This is a genomic window from Rania fehmarnensis (assembly GCF_056494185.1).
Window position 1 is genome coordinate 6,033,889 of the sequence record NZ_CM151398.1, and the last position, 16,732, is coordinate 6,050,620.

Consider the following 16,732-nt stretch of genomic DNA (forward strand, 5'->3'; position numbering starts at 1 on the left):
GGCAACTCGCGGACAACGGCGGCTACACTTCGTAACGCACCAATCCGACCAGGTCGCGGTAATCGCAATCGGCCCCTGTCGCTTCTAGAATCATGACCGCGCGATCCAGATCGCGCTCAGTCAACAAACGGAATCGCAGATCGGTGTGTTCAAGTACTGATGGCAAGGGGATCAGCCGCGTATGAAATGCTTCGGGCATCGAGACCAGCAGTTGCGATAAACTGCGCTGATCAGTTGGGCGAGCCTGGTCGCGCATCAGTTGCTTGAGCACGCGGCGATGACAAGCATCACCGGCCAGACCTGCACCTTGCTCACATAGTCCATTGGTTTGCAGCGACATGAAAGCGACCATATCACTTTGAGGATCACCCCAAGCGGTCGCTAGTAGGCGGTCAATCAAAATCGGATCCACAAATACGCTGGTTCCATGGACCGAGACGATCCACTGCGCATCAAACTGTTCAGCCGCCTGCCAGGCGCGAGCTACAGCGGACGCATCATCACACGGCAGCCACTCGGCCGGTCGAGTTGCACTCTGCGATACGAGCCCAGAGAACTCGCTGTCACCCACAATCACAATGCGATCCAGCAGCGACGATTCGCTCAGCCGGCGAACCGTGCGTTCCAGCAGCGTTTGACTGCCCACGCGACGAAACGGTGAAACGGTGCGCTCTTGGTCAGTGCGATGAACGGAGCCGCCAAGGTCAATCAACGCGATCGAGCTGGATTTCTGAGACATACAATAGCTTCCTTCTTGTTCGGGTCTCGGCCCAAAATGGCAAATAGTGCGCCCGCGCCGGAACACATCGCCCATGCTGGAAGTCTCATCAGTAGCTAACTCGGTGATCCGTTCCGCCAGCATCAAGCAACAAAAGCCTAGTTGCCCATCACTCCCATCATTTGACCAAGGGGAACTAGTCGGGTCAACTAGTGTATCTCGATCGTAGAGCAGCTGTCCTCAGCTGCTCAGAACCCGCTAACCACAGTTTCTTCCAACCGTAGAGCAGCTGTCCTCAGCTGCTCAGAACCCGCTAACCACAGTTTCTTCCACCCAATGGTACAGGTGAACGACTTGCCGGGTGCTGAGCAGCTGGGGACAGCTGCTCTACAACACCTGATCCCACTGCAGTCCAATCACTTCCCATGCATAATTTTTCGCTAGCTCTCGTCCGCGCTGGGCTGCTGCCAAGCGGCGCGCATCGTCAGCCATCAGCTTGGCTAATGTGCTAGCAATAGCGTCAGCTTTACTTGATTGACTAACGAGCAGAGCTCCGGCACTGGCCAACTGGTCCAACGCCGAACTGCACGGAGTGCTAACGCAGGCAACTCCTGAACCCATGGCTTCCAACAACGCCACAGGAAAGCCTTCATACTTCGAAGGCAAGATGAACAAGTCACTGCCAGCCAAATGCGGTTGGGGGTCAGCCACCCACCCGAGAAACTCGACGCGCTCCAACGACAGCTGTTGGCTAATTAAAAGCAAGCGCTCGCGCTCCGGCCCGTCACCCGCAATTGCCAGTCGCCAATTCGGAAAAACTTTGGCGAGTTCTCGCCAAGCCTTCAACAGTTCCTGTACATTCTTCTCCGGACTCAAACGCCCTAAAAACAATAGTTGTCGGCCAGCTCCCGACGTAGCCTCATGCATCAATGTATTAGACCATTGATACATTGAAATCGCGGGCGGGATGACGGCTAGCTGCAGGCCCGGGAAGCGAGCGCCAAAATACTCGGCAATGGCTGGCGTCAACACAACGCAGCCGCCCTGAGGTTGCCGAGCCAGAGCGCGATAAGACCATTGCCGCCAGGCTTCCCAAAACAGTCCTAGCACTTGTTGTTGAGGGTCGGAGTGTTCAGCAATCCACTTGGGCAAGGACAGGGGCAAGGCGGCCGTCATAGCCACGATGTTGGTGCGATCGCAGAAGCTGAGCATCCAATCGGGCTGAAGCTCGCGCAACTTTCCGCGTAGCGCACGCACGCGTTTCCAATTGGCAACCAGAGCCGAGAAGGGATTGCGACTGTGGCTGAGCAGATCCAGTCCATGCCGCACGACCTGGGAATCGACAGAGTACTTGTCGGTGTCAATGGCGGCCAGCGTGATCAAATGCACCTGGTGTCCAGCCTGGCTCCAGCGGCTGGCAAGTTGGCTCATCAAGCGTTCCGCGCCGCCACCATGGAGCGCATGGATGACCAGAGCCAATTTGCGCGGCCGGGTTGTTTGAGCAGTAGGTGAATCTATTTGAGGCACTGAACCATCCATGGCAACTCAATTATCCTGTTGGTTGCGCAGATCGATCCACCGCCGCGCTTTGCCTTCGCTGCGCGGCAGAGAACCGGTCGGCAGCAAGGTAGTCTCGATGCGCAGACCGATCGCCACATCCAATTGTTGGCAGATCGTGCGCGCTGTTTGATCGTCGGTCTCGAGCTCGAGTTTCAAATCATCTAATTGTCCGCGACGACCGATGGTTACTCGGTATTCGGCCACAGCCGGGAAGCGCTCGACTACGGCAGCGATGCTACTGGGAAAGACGTTCACGCCGCGCACGACGACCATATCATCGGCGCGGCCGACTATACCGCCCTCCAGCCACAAGAAATTGCAGCGCGAGTTGGGCGAGCTCTGCGCGCGCACCAGGTCGCCCGTACGATAGCGAATCACCGGCGCGCCCCAGCGGCCCAACGAGGTCAGTACCAGTTCGCGCAGATCGCTATCGGGCAATTGCTCGACCGGCAAGAGTTCCGCAATAAAGCTGGTCTCGATAATATGCACTCCACCACCGCTGGGCCAACCAAAGCCCCAAGGGCCAATCTCGGTCGCGCCACAATGATCGATGACGTTGGCATTCCACAGTTCTTCGATGCGCGAGCGCACCGCCGCGATGCTCCCACCGGGTTCACCCGCAACTACAATGCGCTTCACTGGAATCTCGCGGAGATCGATTCTATTCTGCTGGGCCACCGTGGCCATTTGCAGTGCATAGGAAGGTGTGCAAGCGATCACGGTCGGTTGGCAGTGACGCATAAACTCCAGCCGCGCCAGTGTGGATAGGCCACCACCTGGAATCAATCTCGCTCCTAGTTGCACGCAAGCTTCATAGGCGCTCCAGAAACCGATAAAAGGCCCGAACGAAAAGGCCATGAACACGCGATCGCTGGCCGAAACATCCCCCGCCGCTAACACATGTTGCCAGGTGTCCGACCACCACTGCCAATCGGCGGCAGTGTCCTGAATGATCAGTGGTTGTCCGGTGGTGCCGCTGGTGCGATGCAGACGAACATAATTTGACGACGCATAGGTATGGTGTTCGCTAAGACCGCAAGCCTGTTGCGATGCGACTAGTTCGTCCTTCTCCGTCAGGGGCAAACTCGACAGCTCGTCGAGACTCGCTAGTTGGAGATGCTGTGCGCCAAACTTCCGAGCATAAAACCGGTTGGTGGGCAGGATGTTGGACAACTGCGAGTTGAGGGCATCCAGCTGCCACTGTCGCAACATGGCGGTTGACCAAAGCCAGCTGGCAGTCGGATCCAAGGCACCGGAACGTTTTTGGCTGGCGGTTTGCATGTAGTTCGAGGTTTACCCACAAAGCACTTTAAAGAACGTAGGACGGCGCTCCAAGGCCGTCCACTCAAATCATCCCTCTTGGCCCACCCCTGGCGGTCATTATTACAAACATTAAAGCTCAAGATGCCAAAGGCGGGTAGCTGATCGATTTCCGATCATTTGTCGGTTACCCTTCTCAGTCGCGGCCGATTGCGGTAACTTTGGGACCTAACGTCAACGATAATTCGAAATCACCTCAATTGGAGCCGAGATGCCATTTGTGCGACACGCGGGACTGTTTGCTGCCACCTATACGCCGATGAGCGAAACCGGCGAGGTACGATTCGAGCCGATTGAATTGATGGTGGATTGGCTGCTCAAGCGTAGCATAAGTGGGTTCTATGTGTGTGGCAGTACGGGTGAAGGTATCTCGCTGACGACCGCCGAGCGCATGCAAGTTGCCCAGTCCTACATAACAGCCGTGGCTGGTCGCGCGCCGGTGTTTGTGCAAGTTGGCCATAACTCTTTGCGTCAAGCCTCGGAGCTGGCGGCCCATGCCCAGTCGATTGGCGCCAGCGCCGTGTCGGCCACTTGTCCATCCTACTTCAAGATTACCTCGGTCGAAACCTTGGTCGACTGCATGGCCGAGGTTGCCGGCGGCGCGCCGGAGTTGCCGTTCTATTATTATCACATTCCAGCGCTTACGGGCGCTCGACTGGAGATGCTCGAGTTTTTGCAGCAAGCCAGCACGCGTATTCCAAATTTGGCTGGCATCAAGTTTACATCGACCGAAGTTCACCAATTGCAAGAGTGCATCCACTTTGAAGGTGGCCGCTATGAAATGATGTGGGGTTGCGACGAGATGCTGCTATCGGCCCTGGTCGTGGGTTGCAAAGCCGCGATCGGTAGTACTTACAATATTGCTTCTCCACTATATGCACGCATCATCAATGCCTACGAGCGTGGCGATATGGCGACAGCCGCCGACCTGCAAGGCCAAGCCGTCGATATGGTGCGGATGATTTACGACTACCCGTTTCACTCCGCCATGAAAGCGATTCTGAATCGACTGGGCTTTAACCTGGGCGGCTGTCGTTTGCCGCAAGTCAATCTGACCGACACCCAGCTGACGGAACTGCGCCGCCGCGTCGATGCCATGCCGCTGTTTGGCTGACCTTCTTTGGGCTCGACAAACGGGAATTTGCCTTTCGCGGAGCGAAAGGAGACCATCGTTCCGCCCGCTACCGGTGAGAGCATTCTGCCGATATCCTTTAGATGACTGCCCGCCAGGGGGCCTGTTTGGAGTTTGATTTCTACTGCGAGCGGCTATGGGAATTTACGATCGCAATTATTATCGCGACGATGAGCCGACGTTTCGGCCCTGGGATCGCGCGTCGATGGTCACCAATTTGATCGTCGTCAACTCGATTATGCTGGCCTTGAACTTCTTGCTCACCAATCGCGATAACGCCTTTTCCGATTTCCTGGCGCTGCGGGCTGATGATTTGGTGCACCCCCTGCAGTGGTACCGCTTTTTTACCTATGGCTTTGTGCATGGTGACATCATGCACTTGCTGTTCAACATGCTGACCTTGTACTTCTTGGGTCAGTCGGTGGAAGCCCGCTACGGACGTTGGGAATTCTTGCGGTTTTACGTAGTCACGATCGTCCTATCGGGCTTAGCCTTTTGTTTGCTGCGCGTGATTGCGCCGGGCATGATTGGCGGCAATGTGCGCGGCGCGTCCGGAGCAGTCGTCGGTGTGGTCATGCTGTTCGTTTACAACTTTCCCCACACGATCATCATGTTGTGGGGCATCGTGCCGGTGAAAGCCTGGTTGCTGGGCGTGCTGACGGTAATCGCCAACCTGGCCGGCACCAGTCGGCAAGTCGCCTACGATGTCCACCTGGCTGGCGTAGTGTGCGCGACGGCTTACTTTTACTCAGGCATCAATCTCGGCTTCCTCGAGAACCTCAGCCAGCTGGGCAACGTCTTCAAACGCCGCCCGAAACTGCGGGTACATACTGGCGAAGACGATGCCATGTCGGCGTCGCGTGAAGAGCAAGAATTCGATCGCTTGCTCGTCAAGATCCATCGCTCGGGCGAAAGCAGCCTCACCCGCAAAGAACGAAAGTTCATGGAAAAGTACAGCGAAAAAGTCCGCAAGCGCAGGGGCTAATGTCTTCTTTCGCTCCGCGAAAGGCTCTTCTTTATCCCCTACCCCAAGAGATTGCTGAACCAACTCTGCCGCTTTGCCTTTCGCGGAGCGAAAGGAGACGCTAGCGCAAATGCGCCAGCACCAAGGCTACATCGGCCGGTGTAATGCCACTGATGCGCGTGGCCTGGTCCAGACTCACTGGGCGAATGCGCGTGAATTTCTGTTTGGCTTCGATACGCAAACCGGATATGGCTTCGTAATCAAAGGTCGCGGGAATCAGTTTATCAGCCAGACGACGTTGACGATCAACTTGTTGCTGTTGGCGATTGACGTAGCCTTCATACTTCACATCGTGTAGCACTTGGAAGGCGACTTCTTCGCTGAACTGCTCCAGCTGAGGCACCAAAGCGCAGATCTCTGGCCAACCTATTTCGCTACGACGCAGATACTTCACACCGTTAACTTCATCGATGCGGGCTGCTTCCAGCATGCCGATGGCTTGCGTGATAGCAGTTTCTTTGGCCTCGAGTCGCTCGAGTCGCTCATGTGAGACCAAGCCAATCTGGGCGGCCATGCGCGTCAAGCGTCGATCGGCATTGTCTTGACGCAACAATAAACGAAACTCCGCGCGGCTGGTAAACATGCGATAAGGTTCGTCCACACCCCGGGTCACTAGGTCATCTAATAGAACGCCAATGTACGCTTGATCGCGCGACACCGTCAAAGGCGACTTGCCAGCCACCTTCAAGGCAGCGTTAGCGCCGGCCACCAGTCCTTGGCAAGCGGCCTCTTCATAACCGGTGGTGCCATTAATCTGGCCAGCCAAAAACAAACCGCTGACGCGTTTAGTTTCCAAGCTCGGCTGCAATTGATCCGGCGGGCAGAAATCGTATTCGACTGCGTAGCCGTAACGCATAATTTGAGCGCGCTCCAAACCCGGAATCATGCGCAAGATCGTGTCTTGTACATCGCGTGGCAAACTGGTCGAGATACCGTTAACGTAAACTTCTTGCGTGCTGCGACCTTCGGGTTCCAGGAACAGTTGATGTCGGTCCTTGTCGGCAAAGCGCACAATCTTGTCTTCGATCGAAGGGCAGTAGCGCGGCCCGCGCGAATTGATCTGCCCGCTATACATGGGGGCACGATGCAAGTTCTGGCGAATCACCTCGTGGACTTGTTCGTTGGTGAAAGTGATGTAGCACGGCATCTGCGACTGCGTGATGCCGCTGCTCAAAAATGAAAATGGTTGGGGATCGTCATCGCCAGGTTGCAGTTCGGTCGCGGCAAAGTCGATCGTTTTGGCGCTCAGCCGCGGTGGCGTGCCGGTCTTGAAGCGGTCCAGTTGCATCCCGATGCGTGACAGAGCACCACTGAGCCCCGCGGAGGTGCCTTCACCAGCTCGGCCGCCCGCGGTCTTGGCTTCGCCGGTGTGCATCAGTGCTTGCAGAAAAGTGCCCGTAGTAATCACGACCGCGCTGGCTCGATAGACGGCCTCGCCGCGGACCTTCACGCCGACGATCCGTTGATCGAAGCCCTCATCGTTGCGAGGCAGCGCTTCGATGATTAAGTCTTCGACTTGCTCCTGGCACAAAGACAGCCCTGGATACTCTTCGATTGTGCGTTTAATTTCGAGTTGGTACAGCTTCTTGTCGGCTTGCGCCCGTGGGCTGTGCATGGCCGCGCCTTTGCGGCGATTGAGCATGCGAAACTGAATGCCCGTGGCATCGATGGCCTGGGCCATCAATCCGCCCAAGGCGTCAACTTCGCGCACGATCTGGCCTTTCGCCACGCCGCCAATGGCCGGGTTGCAGCTCATCTGGCCGACGGTGTCTAGGTTGCTGGTCAGCAGCGCAACGCTAGCACCCAGCCGCGCCGCCGCCGCGGCTGCTTCGGTTCCAGCGTGACCGGCACCGATCACCACCACATCGTACTGATATTCAGCATGCATTTGAAAATTCTTTGCTCTTCATCTTAACCTGGATCACCCATAGCGGAACGCGTCAAGCACTTCGGTAGCGGAATGCGTCAAGCATTTCGGTTCGAAAGCCTTGACGGCTTCCGCTACGACCAAGCAGCTAACGCACTTAAACGAAAGGCTACTATTAGGTATTCGTTCAAGCTAATTTACTCTGACAACCGATCTTTTCGGAAGTGGCTACGTAGGTGGGATAATCCTACTTTTTGCCAGCATTCATGGATGGAAGCTGTCGCATGCACAAAAAGCACTGGAAACGCGCTTGGTCCGCCGCTTTGGCTGGTCTGCTGGCCGTAGGTACCTCGTTGGGGCAACCATTGCTAGCACAAGACGCTTCGTCCATGTTGACGGTACCGGGCGGTCTGCAGGGCAATCTGCAGCTTGATTCAGTCCCGATTCAGTATGTCCAATCTGCCCACTTTGCGATTCCTTTCGAAGTTGATCGAACAGGACGTTTGCCCAGCGAAGTCAATTTGTGGGTCTCGCCTGACCGCGGCCAATCGTGGCTGAAGTACGCGACCAATTCGCCTGACAAACGCTCATTTGAATTTCGTGCCGCTGCCGAAGGCGAATACCTGTTCGCCGTGCAAACTCGCGATGACTTTGGGGCCAGTGCCCTGGCAGCCGCACCACCCATGCGCATTCACGTCGATACCACTCGACCTCAAGTCCAACTAGGTGCCGATCTGAATTCATCCGGCCGCCTGGTGATCAACTATAAAATTGCGGAAGATCATCTATCCGACGATGGAGTGAAACTCGAGTACGCGCTGGACGGGTCATCCAACTGGCAAGAGATTCGGCCTGGCAACCTGAAACGCGACGGCGAGATCTGGACCAGCAGCATTGAAGTGGAGATGCCGCGCTGTCGCGAGTTAGACCTGAAGATCTCCGTTACCGATAAAGCACAAAACGTTACCGAGACGGTTGCCCGCTACAACGCGCCTCGCACGGCCCAAGCCAACACCGGCATGCAACTGGCCAGCCAACGGGCCAATGCCAAGGCACAAACCCTCGGCCAGCCAACCACTGCTGCTCAGTTAGGCACGCCGCACTCAACATCACCGCAGTCGCCACGCCAGGCAGGCAGCCGCATCGCGCAATTGGGCGCAGCTCAACAGAACACAGCTCAACAGAACACAGCTCAACAGAACACAGCTCAACAGAACACAGCGGCTCCCACCGCTGAATCGTTCAGCGAACCACTTATGCCCACCGCAGGCGGCATCGCTTGGGAACCATCGAGCACCCGTGCTAGTTCCACGACCAGCAATAGCTCGCGCAGTTGGACTCGTCCGAGCCCGAATGAAGCGGCTTCCTCGATGCCAGACAAAGCATTGGACAAATCAACGTCAAAGCAGTTAGGACTAACGGTCAGTAATCAACAACCGGGCCTGCAACTGAACGATGAACAAGAACCGCTCAGCCAGGCAAGACTAGGCGCTCAAGCAGTTGAAGAGCTGCCGACACCGACCGCGGTAGAAGATCTGCCACAGGGTCGCCCTGTTTACTCGCAGTCGCCAATCGACAACCAGACGCCCAGCGCTCCTTCGCAGTTGTCCATCACTGCAGATGAAGCGCCATCATTCGATCAAGCGGACAGCCCCGCTCTCAATTCCATAGTCGACAAGTTCAACCCAGCGAGCGGCGCTCCGCCGACCAACCAGGCGGCTCCACCCTATACTCCACCAACTCAGCCAACGACAACCCAGCCAACGCAAAGTCAACCAGCGCAGCGTCCAACAGCGCCCACGGACAACCATGCGATCGATGCATCGCAAAGCGGTGACGGTAGTTCAAGTTCGTCGAAAGATGCGTACCACAGCCGCAGTCGTTCGTTCAGTCTGGACTACTCGGTGGAATCGCTGCGCGGGATTGCCATCTCGGATATTGAACTGTGGGGCACCACCGATCGCGGCGTTACCTGGGAACGTTGGGGCAGCGATCCTGATCGCGAAAGTCCCTTTGATGTGCAAGTTGGCGACGACGGCTTGTTCGGTTTCCGCATGGTGATCATTGGCCAAAACGGCATGGTCAGCAATCGACCTCAAGATGGTGATCCGGCCGACATGTGGATCAACGTCGATACCAGCTTGCCCACGGTGAAGGTCACACGTGCTCTTTACGGTGAAGGTGATGAGGCTGGCATGTTAGTCATCGACTACTCGGCCAGCGACGACAACTTGCACGATCGTCCGATCTCGTTGGCTTTCAGCGAGCGTCCGACGGGCCCTTGGATTACGATCGCCAGCGGCCTGCGCAACACCGGTATCTACTTATGGAAGGCTGATCCCAAGTTGCCGGAACAAGTTTACATGCGCATCCAAGCCATCGATCGCGCGGGCAATCAGCAAGAGCATCGACTGGAATTGCCGATCAACCTCCGCGGCCTGACACCGCGCGGACGAATCCAAGGTTTTCGTCCCATCGATACTACTACGCCGAAGCAATAGCGGCACCAGTCACTTGCGGTGCTGCAACTTGCATGGTTGCAACCTTCGCGTTACTGCCGACGTATTGTGGATCTGCTATAACATCAGCTTCGAGCACTTCGGAGTTTGAGCATGCAGCGGTTGGCGGTTCTATTTGTCGTGTTGGCGATATCTGTCGGGCTATTGATTGCCAGTCGCTTTCGTACACCGCCTGATAAAGTTTCAGGATACATCGAGGCCGATCAAGTGCGCGTCGGTTCGCGCGTGGGTGGTCGTGTCGCCCAGGTGCTGGTCAAAGAAGGGCAAGCCGTTACCAAGGGGCAAGTCCTGCTGACGCTCGAGCCGTTTGACTTAAACGAGCGACTGGCTGAGGCCAAAGCCCATCATGCGGCGCGTCTGGCGGCATACCAAAGACTCAAAAGCGGCCTGCGACCTGAAGAGATCGCGCAGGCCCAGGCCAAAGTGGATGGGTTGAAAGCCACGGTTGATAAACTGGTCGCTGGTCCGCGAGCCGAAGAGATTGCGGCAGCCGAATCGCGATTGACGCTGGCTCAAGCCCAACTGGAACGAGCCAGTCGAACCAACGATCGCATTCAAACGCTCTACAATCGCGATCCCAACAACGTATCGCGCGACGATGTCGATCGCGCACTGGAAGAATTCAAAGTCACCGATGCCGCTTACCACGTGCGATCCGAAGAGCTGCAATTGCTCAAGCGGGGCACGCGTGAAGAGGAAAAGGCCGAGGCGCGTGCGCAACTGGAGCAGGCCAAGCAGGCCTTGAAGATGGCCGAGATCGGTTTTCGCCAGGAAGAGATCGCCGAAGCGGAAGCAGCCGTGCAAGCCGCGACTGCGGGAGTGGCCGCAGTGGAGGCCGCGCTCAAAGAGTTGGAAGTGCGTTCGGAAGTCACCGGTGTGATCGAGGCCCTCGAGCTCCGTCCGGGCGACCTCGTGCCGCCCGGCGGACCCGTGTTGTCGATCCTGGACACTGGCCGCAAGTGGGTCAGAGCGTACCTGCCCGAAAACCGGCTGAATATCAACATCGATGCCCGCTTGCGCGTAACGGTCGATAGCTTCCCGGATCATTCCTTTAATGGGCAAGTGACGTTTGTGGCCACCCAAGCCGAGTTCACGCCGCGCAACGTGCAAACTCCTGAAGAGCGTGCCAAGCAAGTCTTTCGTATCAAAGTAGAACTAGACGACCCCGATAACGTGCTCCGAGCCGGCATGGCCGCCGACGTCTGGTTAAAACAAACTAAGCCGAGGGCGTTAGCCCCGGTTCCTTAACCATGGGTTAGCCCCGCTTTTTTGAACGGTTGCGGTGATGTGCGTAGGAACCGGGGCTAACGCCCTCGGTTTAGTTATGCCCTCGGCTCAGAATTACCTCTTATGTCATCAGTCATTCATACCTCGAATCTCTCGCGCAGCTTTGGCCGCTTTGTGGCTGTGGATGATGTTTCGTTTGATGTCCACAGGGGATCGATCTTTGGTCTGTTGGGGCCAAATGGGAGTGGTAAGTCGACGATCATTCGTATGCTGTGCGGTGTATTACCACCCAGTGGTGGATCCGGGACGGTTCTGGGTTTAGATATTGTCGACGATGCGGAAGCGATCAAGCGGCGCATCGGTTATATGTCACAGAAGTTCAGTCTCTATAACGATCTATCAGTGATCGAAAATCTCGACTTCTATGGACGTATCTACGGCCTGAGCTCCGCTCGATTGGCTCGGCGCAAACAAGAATTAATTGCACTAACGCACATTGAACCGTACGTTGAAAAGCTGGCCGGTAACTTGTCGGGCGGGTGGAAACAACGCTTGGCCCTGGCCTGTTCGTTGATCCATGAACCCGAAGTGCTATTTCTGGATGAACCGACGGCAGGTATCGACCCCGTGGCGCGCCGTCAGTTATGGGATCTGCTGTACGAACTGTCGGCACAGAAAGTCACCATGCTGGTGACCACGCACTACATGGACGAAGCCGAGCGCTGTACCGATATCGGTTATTTATATCAATCAAAACTGCTGGTGCTCGGTCAAACCGATGATCTCAAGACTCTGCCCGAAGTTACTCCGGCTGGGTCCGCGCGTTACGAAATCGCCGTCGAGCATCCAGCCGAAAAACTATCGCAACTGCGAGCCTGGTCGGGCGTCCAGGATGCCACGCTGTTTGGTGAGACCATCCATTTACTGGCTGATCAACAGTGGTCGATGGAACGCTTGCAGCAGGAACTGGCCGCTGCGTGGGGACTGGTCAAGTTGCGTTCGATCGAACCATCCCTGGAAGATGTCTTCGTGACCTTGACGACAGCCGCCGATGAGCGACGTCAGCGCAGTGCACCTTCGCCCGAAACGATTCGCGTACATACGACGCAGGCGACCACTTCGGAATCGATCACACCTGGCGTGCCTGCGCCTGCCGACGTGAACGAGCAGAATGCTACAACTACCATCGCCTCTGAGGCGATGGCGACCGAGCCACCTGGCAATTTAGCCGACACGCATGTGCCATTCACCTCAACGCCGCGCACCAAACAGCTCTCTGGAGGACCACTTTCGGGTTTGATGGCGGTGTTGATTAAAGAGTTCTTTCATATCCGGCGCCAGCCGACAACGCTCTTCTTTATGTTAGTCGTGCCAGTGATGCAGACGATCATCTTCGGTTGGGCCATCAATACTCAGATTGAAAATATACCCACGGTGGTCATGGATCTGGATGGTCGCTCGGCCGCTCGCGAGTTGGTCGATACCTTCGTCAACACGCGGCAATTCAAAATCGTCGCTCGACTGCATGATCAAGAAAGTTTTCAACGCGCGCTCACTTCGGGCCGAGCCAAGGTGGGCATCGTAATTCCCGTCGACTACAGCGATCAACTACTAGTCGGCAGGCAGACGCAAGTGCAAGTGTTGATCGACGGCAGCGATTCTCAAGTTGCCACGACAGCGCTCAATTCAGCAAACCTATTGGGGATCAACATGTCGCTGGGACTGGCGCGGCGCAAGGGCGAAGCCATTCAGTTCGCGCCGGCTCGCGATCAGTTTGGCACGATGGCTATTCCCATCGATATCCGCTCACGCTTGCTGTACAACCCGGATTTAGAAAGCGCCTATTTCTTTGTGCCGGGCTTGATCGGCATCATCTTGCAATTGGTAACCCTCTTTCTAACTTCGTTTACCGTGGTCCGCGAGCGCGAAGCAGGTACGCTCGAGCAACTATTCGTAACACCCGTCAGTCGAGCTGGATTGCTGCTGGGCAAACTAGTGCCGTACGCAGTGGTCGGCCTGGTCGAAGTGCTGATCGTTTTAACGGTGATGATTTACGTGTTTGGCGTGCCCGTGCGTGGCAGCATCATTTTGCTGGTGACGTTATCGATGTTATTTATCGTGTGTAGTTTAGGCCTGGGCTTGTTGGTATCAACCGTGGCTAAGACGCAAGTCGAAGCGTTACAGTTTGCCTTTGTAATCATGTTACCGTCGGTACTTCTATCCGGTTTCATGTTCCCGCGGGCAGAGATGCCAACACCGATCTACTGGCTCACTTTCACCATCCCTGTGACTTACTTCATCGAGATCCTACGCGGAGTCGTCCTCCGAGGCGCGGACCTGGTCGATCTGCTCCCATGGATCGGTGGGTTGAGCCTGTGCTGCGTGGTGATATTGACCTTGAGCATCACACGCTTTAGAAAGCAATTGGCCTGAGGAGAGGTGACGGTCACCTCCCCCGCGCAGTCACCTCTCCCGCGCAGCGGGGGAGGTCGCCGACGCGGCGTTTAGCCGTCGTCGGCGGGAGGGAGCACAGCGCCAGGCAAGACCCCTGCGGTACTAACCACTCGCACTGCCAAGCCCCCTCCCGAATCTCGCTAAGGCTCGATTCGACCTCCCCAAGGCGAAGCCTTGGAGAGGTGACGTCACCTTACACCTACTGAGGCAAGACACTGAGGCGTTCGGTAGCTTGCTGGCCATTGGGTAGATTGGTCGAGCGTACCATGACACCCACGCCGGTTTCTTGAGGTACGATCGGGGAGATCGCAAACGAGAATCGCAGCGTTTCACCAGCCCGCACAAATTGATAGGGGCTCAGCACGCGCACGTCTTGGTTCTGTTGCGTCGGAACATTGTTGCCTTCGCCATCGATGACCCCCAAGAAGTTGACGCCTTGAGGTATGCTGAGCGCGATGATGACATTGCTATCGGCGCGACCTTGCGAGTTGCGTACGACCACGTCAAAGCGAGTTTCAACTCCCACGCGAGTTGGATTGCGCAGTCCGGTCAAACTCAAATCCCATTGACCACTGCCAACGCCACCTGCCGGTGGACTGGTTCCGGGTGTTGTCGAGCCCGGTGTTGTCGAGCCCGGTGGCAATACGGCACCTGAGCCGCCAGCGTTATTGCCCGGCGGTACGATGCCGCTGTCGATTTGCAGATTCGCCTGGGCAGTGGATGTCAGATCGGCATTAACTGCGGTCATGGCGATTCCAGCCGAGCTGACTGGTCCGATCGCATCAAACTCGATCACCAGGCGATCATAACTGCCGGGCTGCATGGCCGACGGCGTCCAGCGCAGGGTTTGCGAATCGGGTAAGGTGACCTTGCCATTCTGTTCCGGGTTATGGCGACTGGCCTTGAGCGCAGGGTCGTGACGAATGATGGCTTCGAGACTGCTGAGCGTGGTTTCACCGGTATTGGTTATGAAGAAGTAGGCATACACCTTTTGACCCACCGTCGCGATGCGTTCCGGCTGCAATCTGATGCTTGTCTCCATGCGTGGAGTGCGTGGACGCTGCGCGACACCCATGACTTCGGCTGGTGCCTGACGCAGTACGCTGCCGCCTTGCGATTTAATGGTCAGCTGAGCCGTATGTCGACCTTCTTGCAAGACGCGGAGAGCGACACCACTAAGATCCGACTGACCGGGTTGCAGGACAGGGATCACATGTCGCACCAGGTTGCTACTCTTGTATGCTTCTTGCCAACCTGGGGACGTTTCGATGATGACTTCCAGGTTGACCAGCGTTTGCGGACCGGTGTTGCGAACGCCAACTTCATAAGTGATTACTTCGTTGACTTCAGCCTGGCCGGTGGTGTTTTCGCTAGTGGGACGAAAACTGACATCGACCGATGGCGACACGACGCGCGTAACAACTGGCTGAGCTTGTTTCTGCAGATTACCGCCTGTGGCGCTGAATTGGACCGCTTTGTCGCCTTCGGTATCCAACCGCAATCGCACGCGAACCGGCAGCATTTGTCCGGGCGGCAGTGGCCCATTCTCCCATAACAGGCCGTTGGGGGTCTGACGCGTGGGTTGTGGTTCGACTTCGATCAGGGTCGTTCCTACTGGCAGGATGACCGACAAAGCCGAATTCTCGGTAACGACATCGCCTGGATTGATCATCGAGGCGGTGTAATCAACGACGTCGCCCACACCGGCCGAGGGTGGTCCGTCTGCGGTAACATCCAAGCCGGGTGAGCTGAAGGTCACAAAGGTGTCGGCTTGATGCAGCACCAACTCGGGCAAGTCCTCGTCGGGTTCAGGCACACGTATGACTTCGATGTGTACGGCAGTGGTGCCATGTGTGCCTGGCGGGGCAGCGATGTTGGCTTGGGCGATTCCGTCTTGATTAGTTTCAGTTACTAAGACGTTGGTAGCGATCTGAGGCACGAACGCGGCCACGTTAGGATCGACGATCGTGTAACGCACTTTCCAGTTAACCGCTGGACGATTCTGCGAACGTGTAGCGCGCGTGACCAGCGTAGCTGGGCCTGGAGCGGTCAAGCGCACCGACTCTGGAAAGCTGGCGGTGGAGTCGACCCAATAAATGGTGGCGGTTTGACGACGCTTGTCCCAAAGTTCGCTATCGGGTGCCAACACGGTCACATGACTGGTGCCTTCGTTGGGCGACGAGATGCTCAACCAAGTTTGCCCTTCGGCCACTTGCAAATCGTCATCGCAACCCGGCGTGCCTTTGGTCAGTAGCGTTTCTTTGCTGCTGGTGCGACCACGCGCATAATCGACGCCCAGCTTTTCGACTTTAGGTCCCGACCGCAGCGAGGCGCATAGTTTGCCTTTGTTATCATCGCCCACTTCGATAAAGTTGCCGACGCTCCCAGGTGCGAGCATCCACTCGAGCGGTTCGCGTTTCAGCAGATATCCATCTTTGCCGCAGATGCCGGCCAACAGCAGCACTTCACCGTTGACCGGGGCCACGATGCGTTGAGGCGAGAGTTGAATCTGGCCGCATTGCCCTGGATCTTTTTTAGTGAAATGATTGGCGATGGCCGTCTTGGCCTTCTTGTGATGCTGAAACAAGTTATGCACGCCACCGGATGACGATGCATCCAGACAGGCCGGTGGCGGCAAAGGTGTGGGGTAAGCATCTTGAGGGATGATGCCAGGATTGCCATTGCCGGCATGTATCTGCGGCAGCTCAATACTGGTGGAGGCGGGATAAGGTAAAAAGATGCCCTGTCCATTCGGATCGATGGCCGGCAACCGCGCGCAGCCACTAGCGGCTATCAGCCACAGCAGCATCAGCATCAGTGCTTTCAATCCGAGTCGTCGTAACATGATTCCTATCATTGATCGGTGTGTCGTCAGCCTCAACCAACTAGACTATCAACCATGGTTACCCTA

Annotated in this window: 10 protein-coding genes; 5 read left to right on the forward strand and 5 right to left on the reverse strand. The window is 56.5% G+C overall.

Annotated elements, in window-relative coordinates:
- Positions 1-22: 22 nt before the first annotated feature.
- The 3 genes from SH573x_RS20680 to SH573x_RS20690 all read right to left on the reverse strand — a co-directional run bounded on the left by SH573x_RS20680 (position 23) and on the right by SH573x_RS20690 (position 3,559).
- Positions 23-739 carry an NTP transferase domain-containing protein gene (locus SH573x_RS20680; protein ID WP_479349663.1) on the reverse strand — a complete coding sequence of 239 codons (717 nt, stop codon included), beginning with the start codon at positions 737-739 and terminating at the stop codon, positions 23-25.
- Positions 740-1,105: 366 nt separating this feature from the next.
- The gene (locus SH573x_RS20685) at positions 1,106-2,257 is read right to left on the reverse strand and encodes a glycosyltransferase (protein ID WP_479349664.1); all 1,152 of its coding nucleotides are present in this window, start codon (positions 2,255-2,257) and stop codon (positions 1,106-1,108) included.
- 6 nt (positions 2,258-2,263) lie between these two features.
- On the reverse strand, positions 2,264-3,559 hold the full coding sequence (locus tag SH573x_RS20690; RefSeq protein ID WP_479349665.1) for a phenylacetate--CoA ligase family protein: 1,296 nt from the start codon (positions 3,557-3,559) through the stop codon (positions 2,264-2,266).
- A gap of 250 nt (positions 3,560-3,809) precedes the next feature.
- Between SH573x_RS20690 and SH573x_RS20695 the strand changes: the two genes are divergently transcribed.
- Complete coding sequence (locus SH573x_RS20695) at positions 3,810-4,712, forward strand: dihydrodipicolinate synthase family protein (protein WP_479349666.1); 903 nt, start codon at positions 3,810-3,812, stop codon at positions 4,710-4,712.
- A gap of 154 nt (positions 4,713-4,866) precedes the next feature.
- Complete coding sequence (locus SH573x_RS20700) at positions 4,867-5,715, forward strand: rhomboid family intramembrane serine protease (protein WP_479349668.1); 849 nt, start codon at positions 4,867-4,869, stop codon at positions 5,713-5,715.
- A gap of 100 nt (positions 5,716-5,815) precedes the next feature.
- On the opposite strand, the gene mnmG is transcribed toward SH573x_RS20700, so the two are convergent.
- Positions 5,816-7,642, reverse strand: a complete 1,827-nt coding sequence (mnmG, locus tag SH573x_RS20705; protein ID WP_479349669.1) for a tRNA uridine-5-carboxymethylaminomethyl(34) synthesis enzyme MnmG — start codon at positions 7,640-7,642, stop codon at positions 5,816-5,818.
- A gap of 263 nt (positions 7,643-7,905) precedes the next feature.
- On the opposite strand from mnmG, the gene SH573x_RS20710 reads away from it, so the two are divergent.
- The 3 genes from SH573x_RS20710 (at position 7,906) to SH573x_RS20720 (ending at position 13,800) form a co-directional block, all read left to right on the forward strand.
- Positions 7,906-10,122 carry a hypothetical protein gene (locus tag SH573x_RS20710; protein WP_479349670.1) on the forward strand — a complete coding sequence of 739 codons (2,217 nt, stop codon included), beginning with the start codon at positions 7,906-7,908 and terminating at the stop codon, positions 10,120-10,122.
- A 111-nt stretch (positions 10,123-10,233) separates the two neighbouring features.
- Positions 10,234-11,388: an HlyD family secretion protein gene (locus SH573x_RS20715; RefSeq protein WP_479349672.1), complete on the forward strand. Its 1,155-nt coding sequence runs from the start codon at positions 10,234-10,236 to the stop codon at positions 11,386-11,388.
- Positions 11,389-11,490: 102 nt separating this feature from the next.
- Positions 11,491-13,800: an ABC transporter permease gene (locus tag SH573x_RS20720; protein WP_479349673.1), complete on the forward strand. Its 2,310-nt coding sequence runs from the start codon at positions 11,491-11,493 to the stop codon at positions 13,798-13,800.
- A 220-nt stretch (positions 13,801-14,020) separates the two neighbouring features.
- Here SH573x_RS20720 and SH573x_RS20725 read toward each other — a convergent pair whose 3' ends face one another.
- The gene (locus SH573x_RS20725; protein ID WP_479349674.1) at positions 14,021-16,666 is read right to left on the reverse strand and encodes a COG1361 family protein; all 2,646 of its coding nucleotides are present in this window, start codon (positions 16,664-16,666) and stop codon (positions 14,021-14,023) included.
- Between the last annotated feature and the right edge of the window lie 66 nt (positions 16,667-16,732).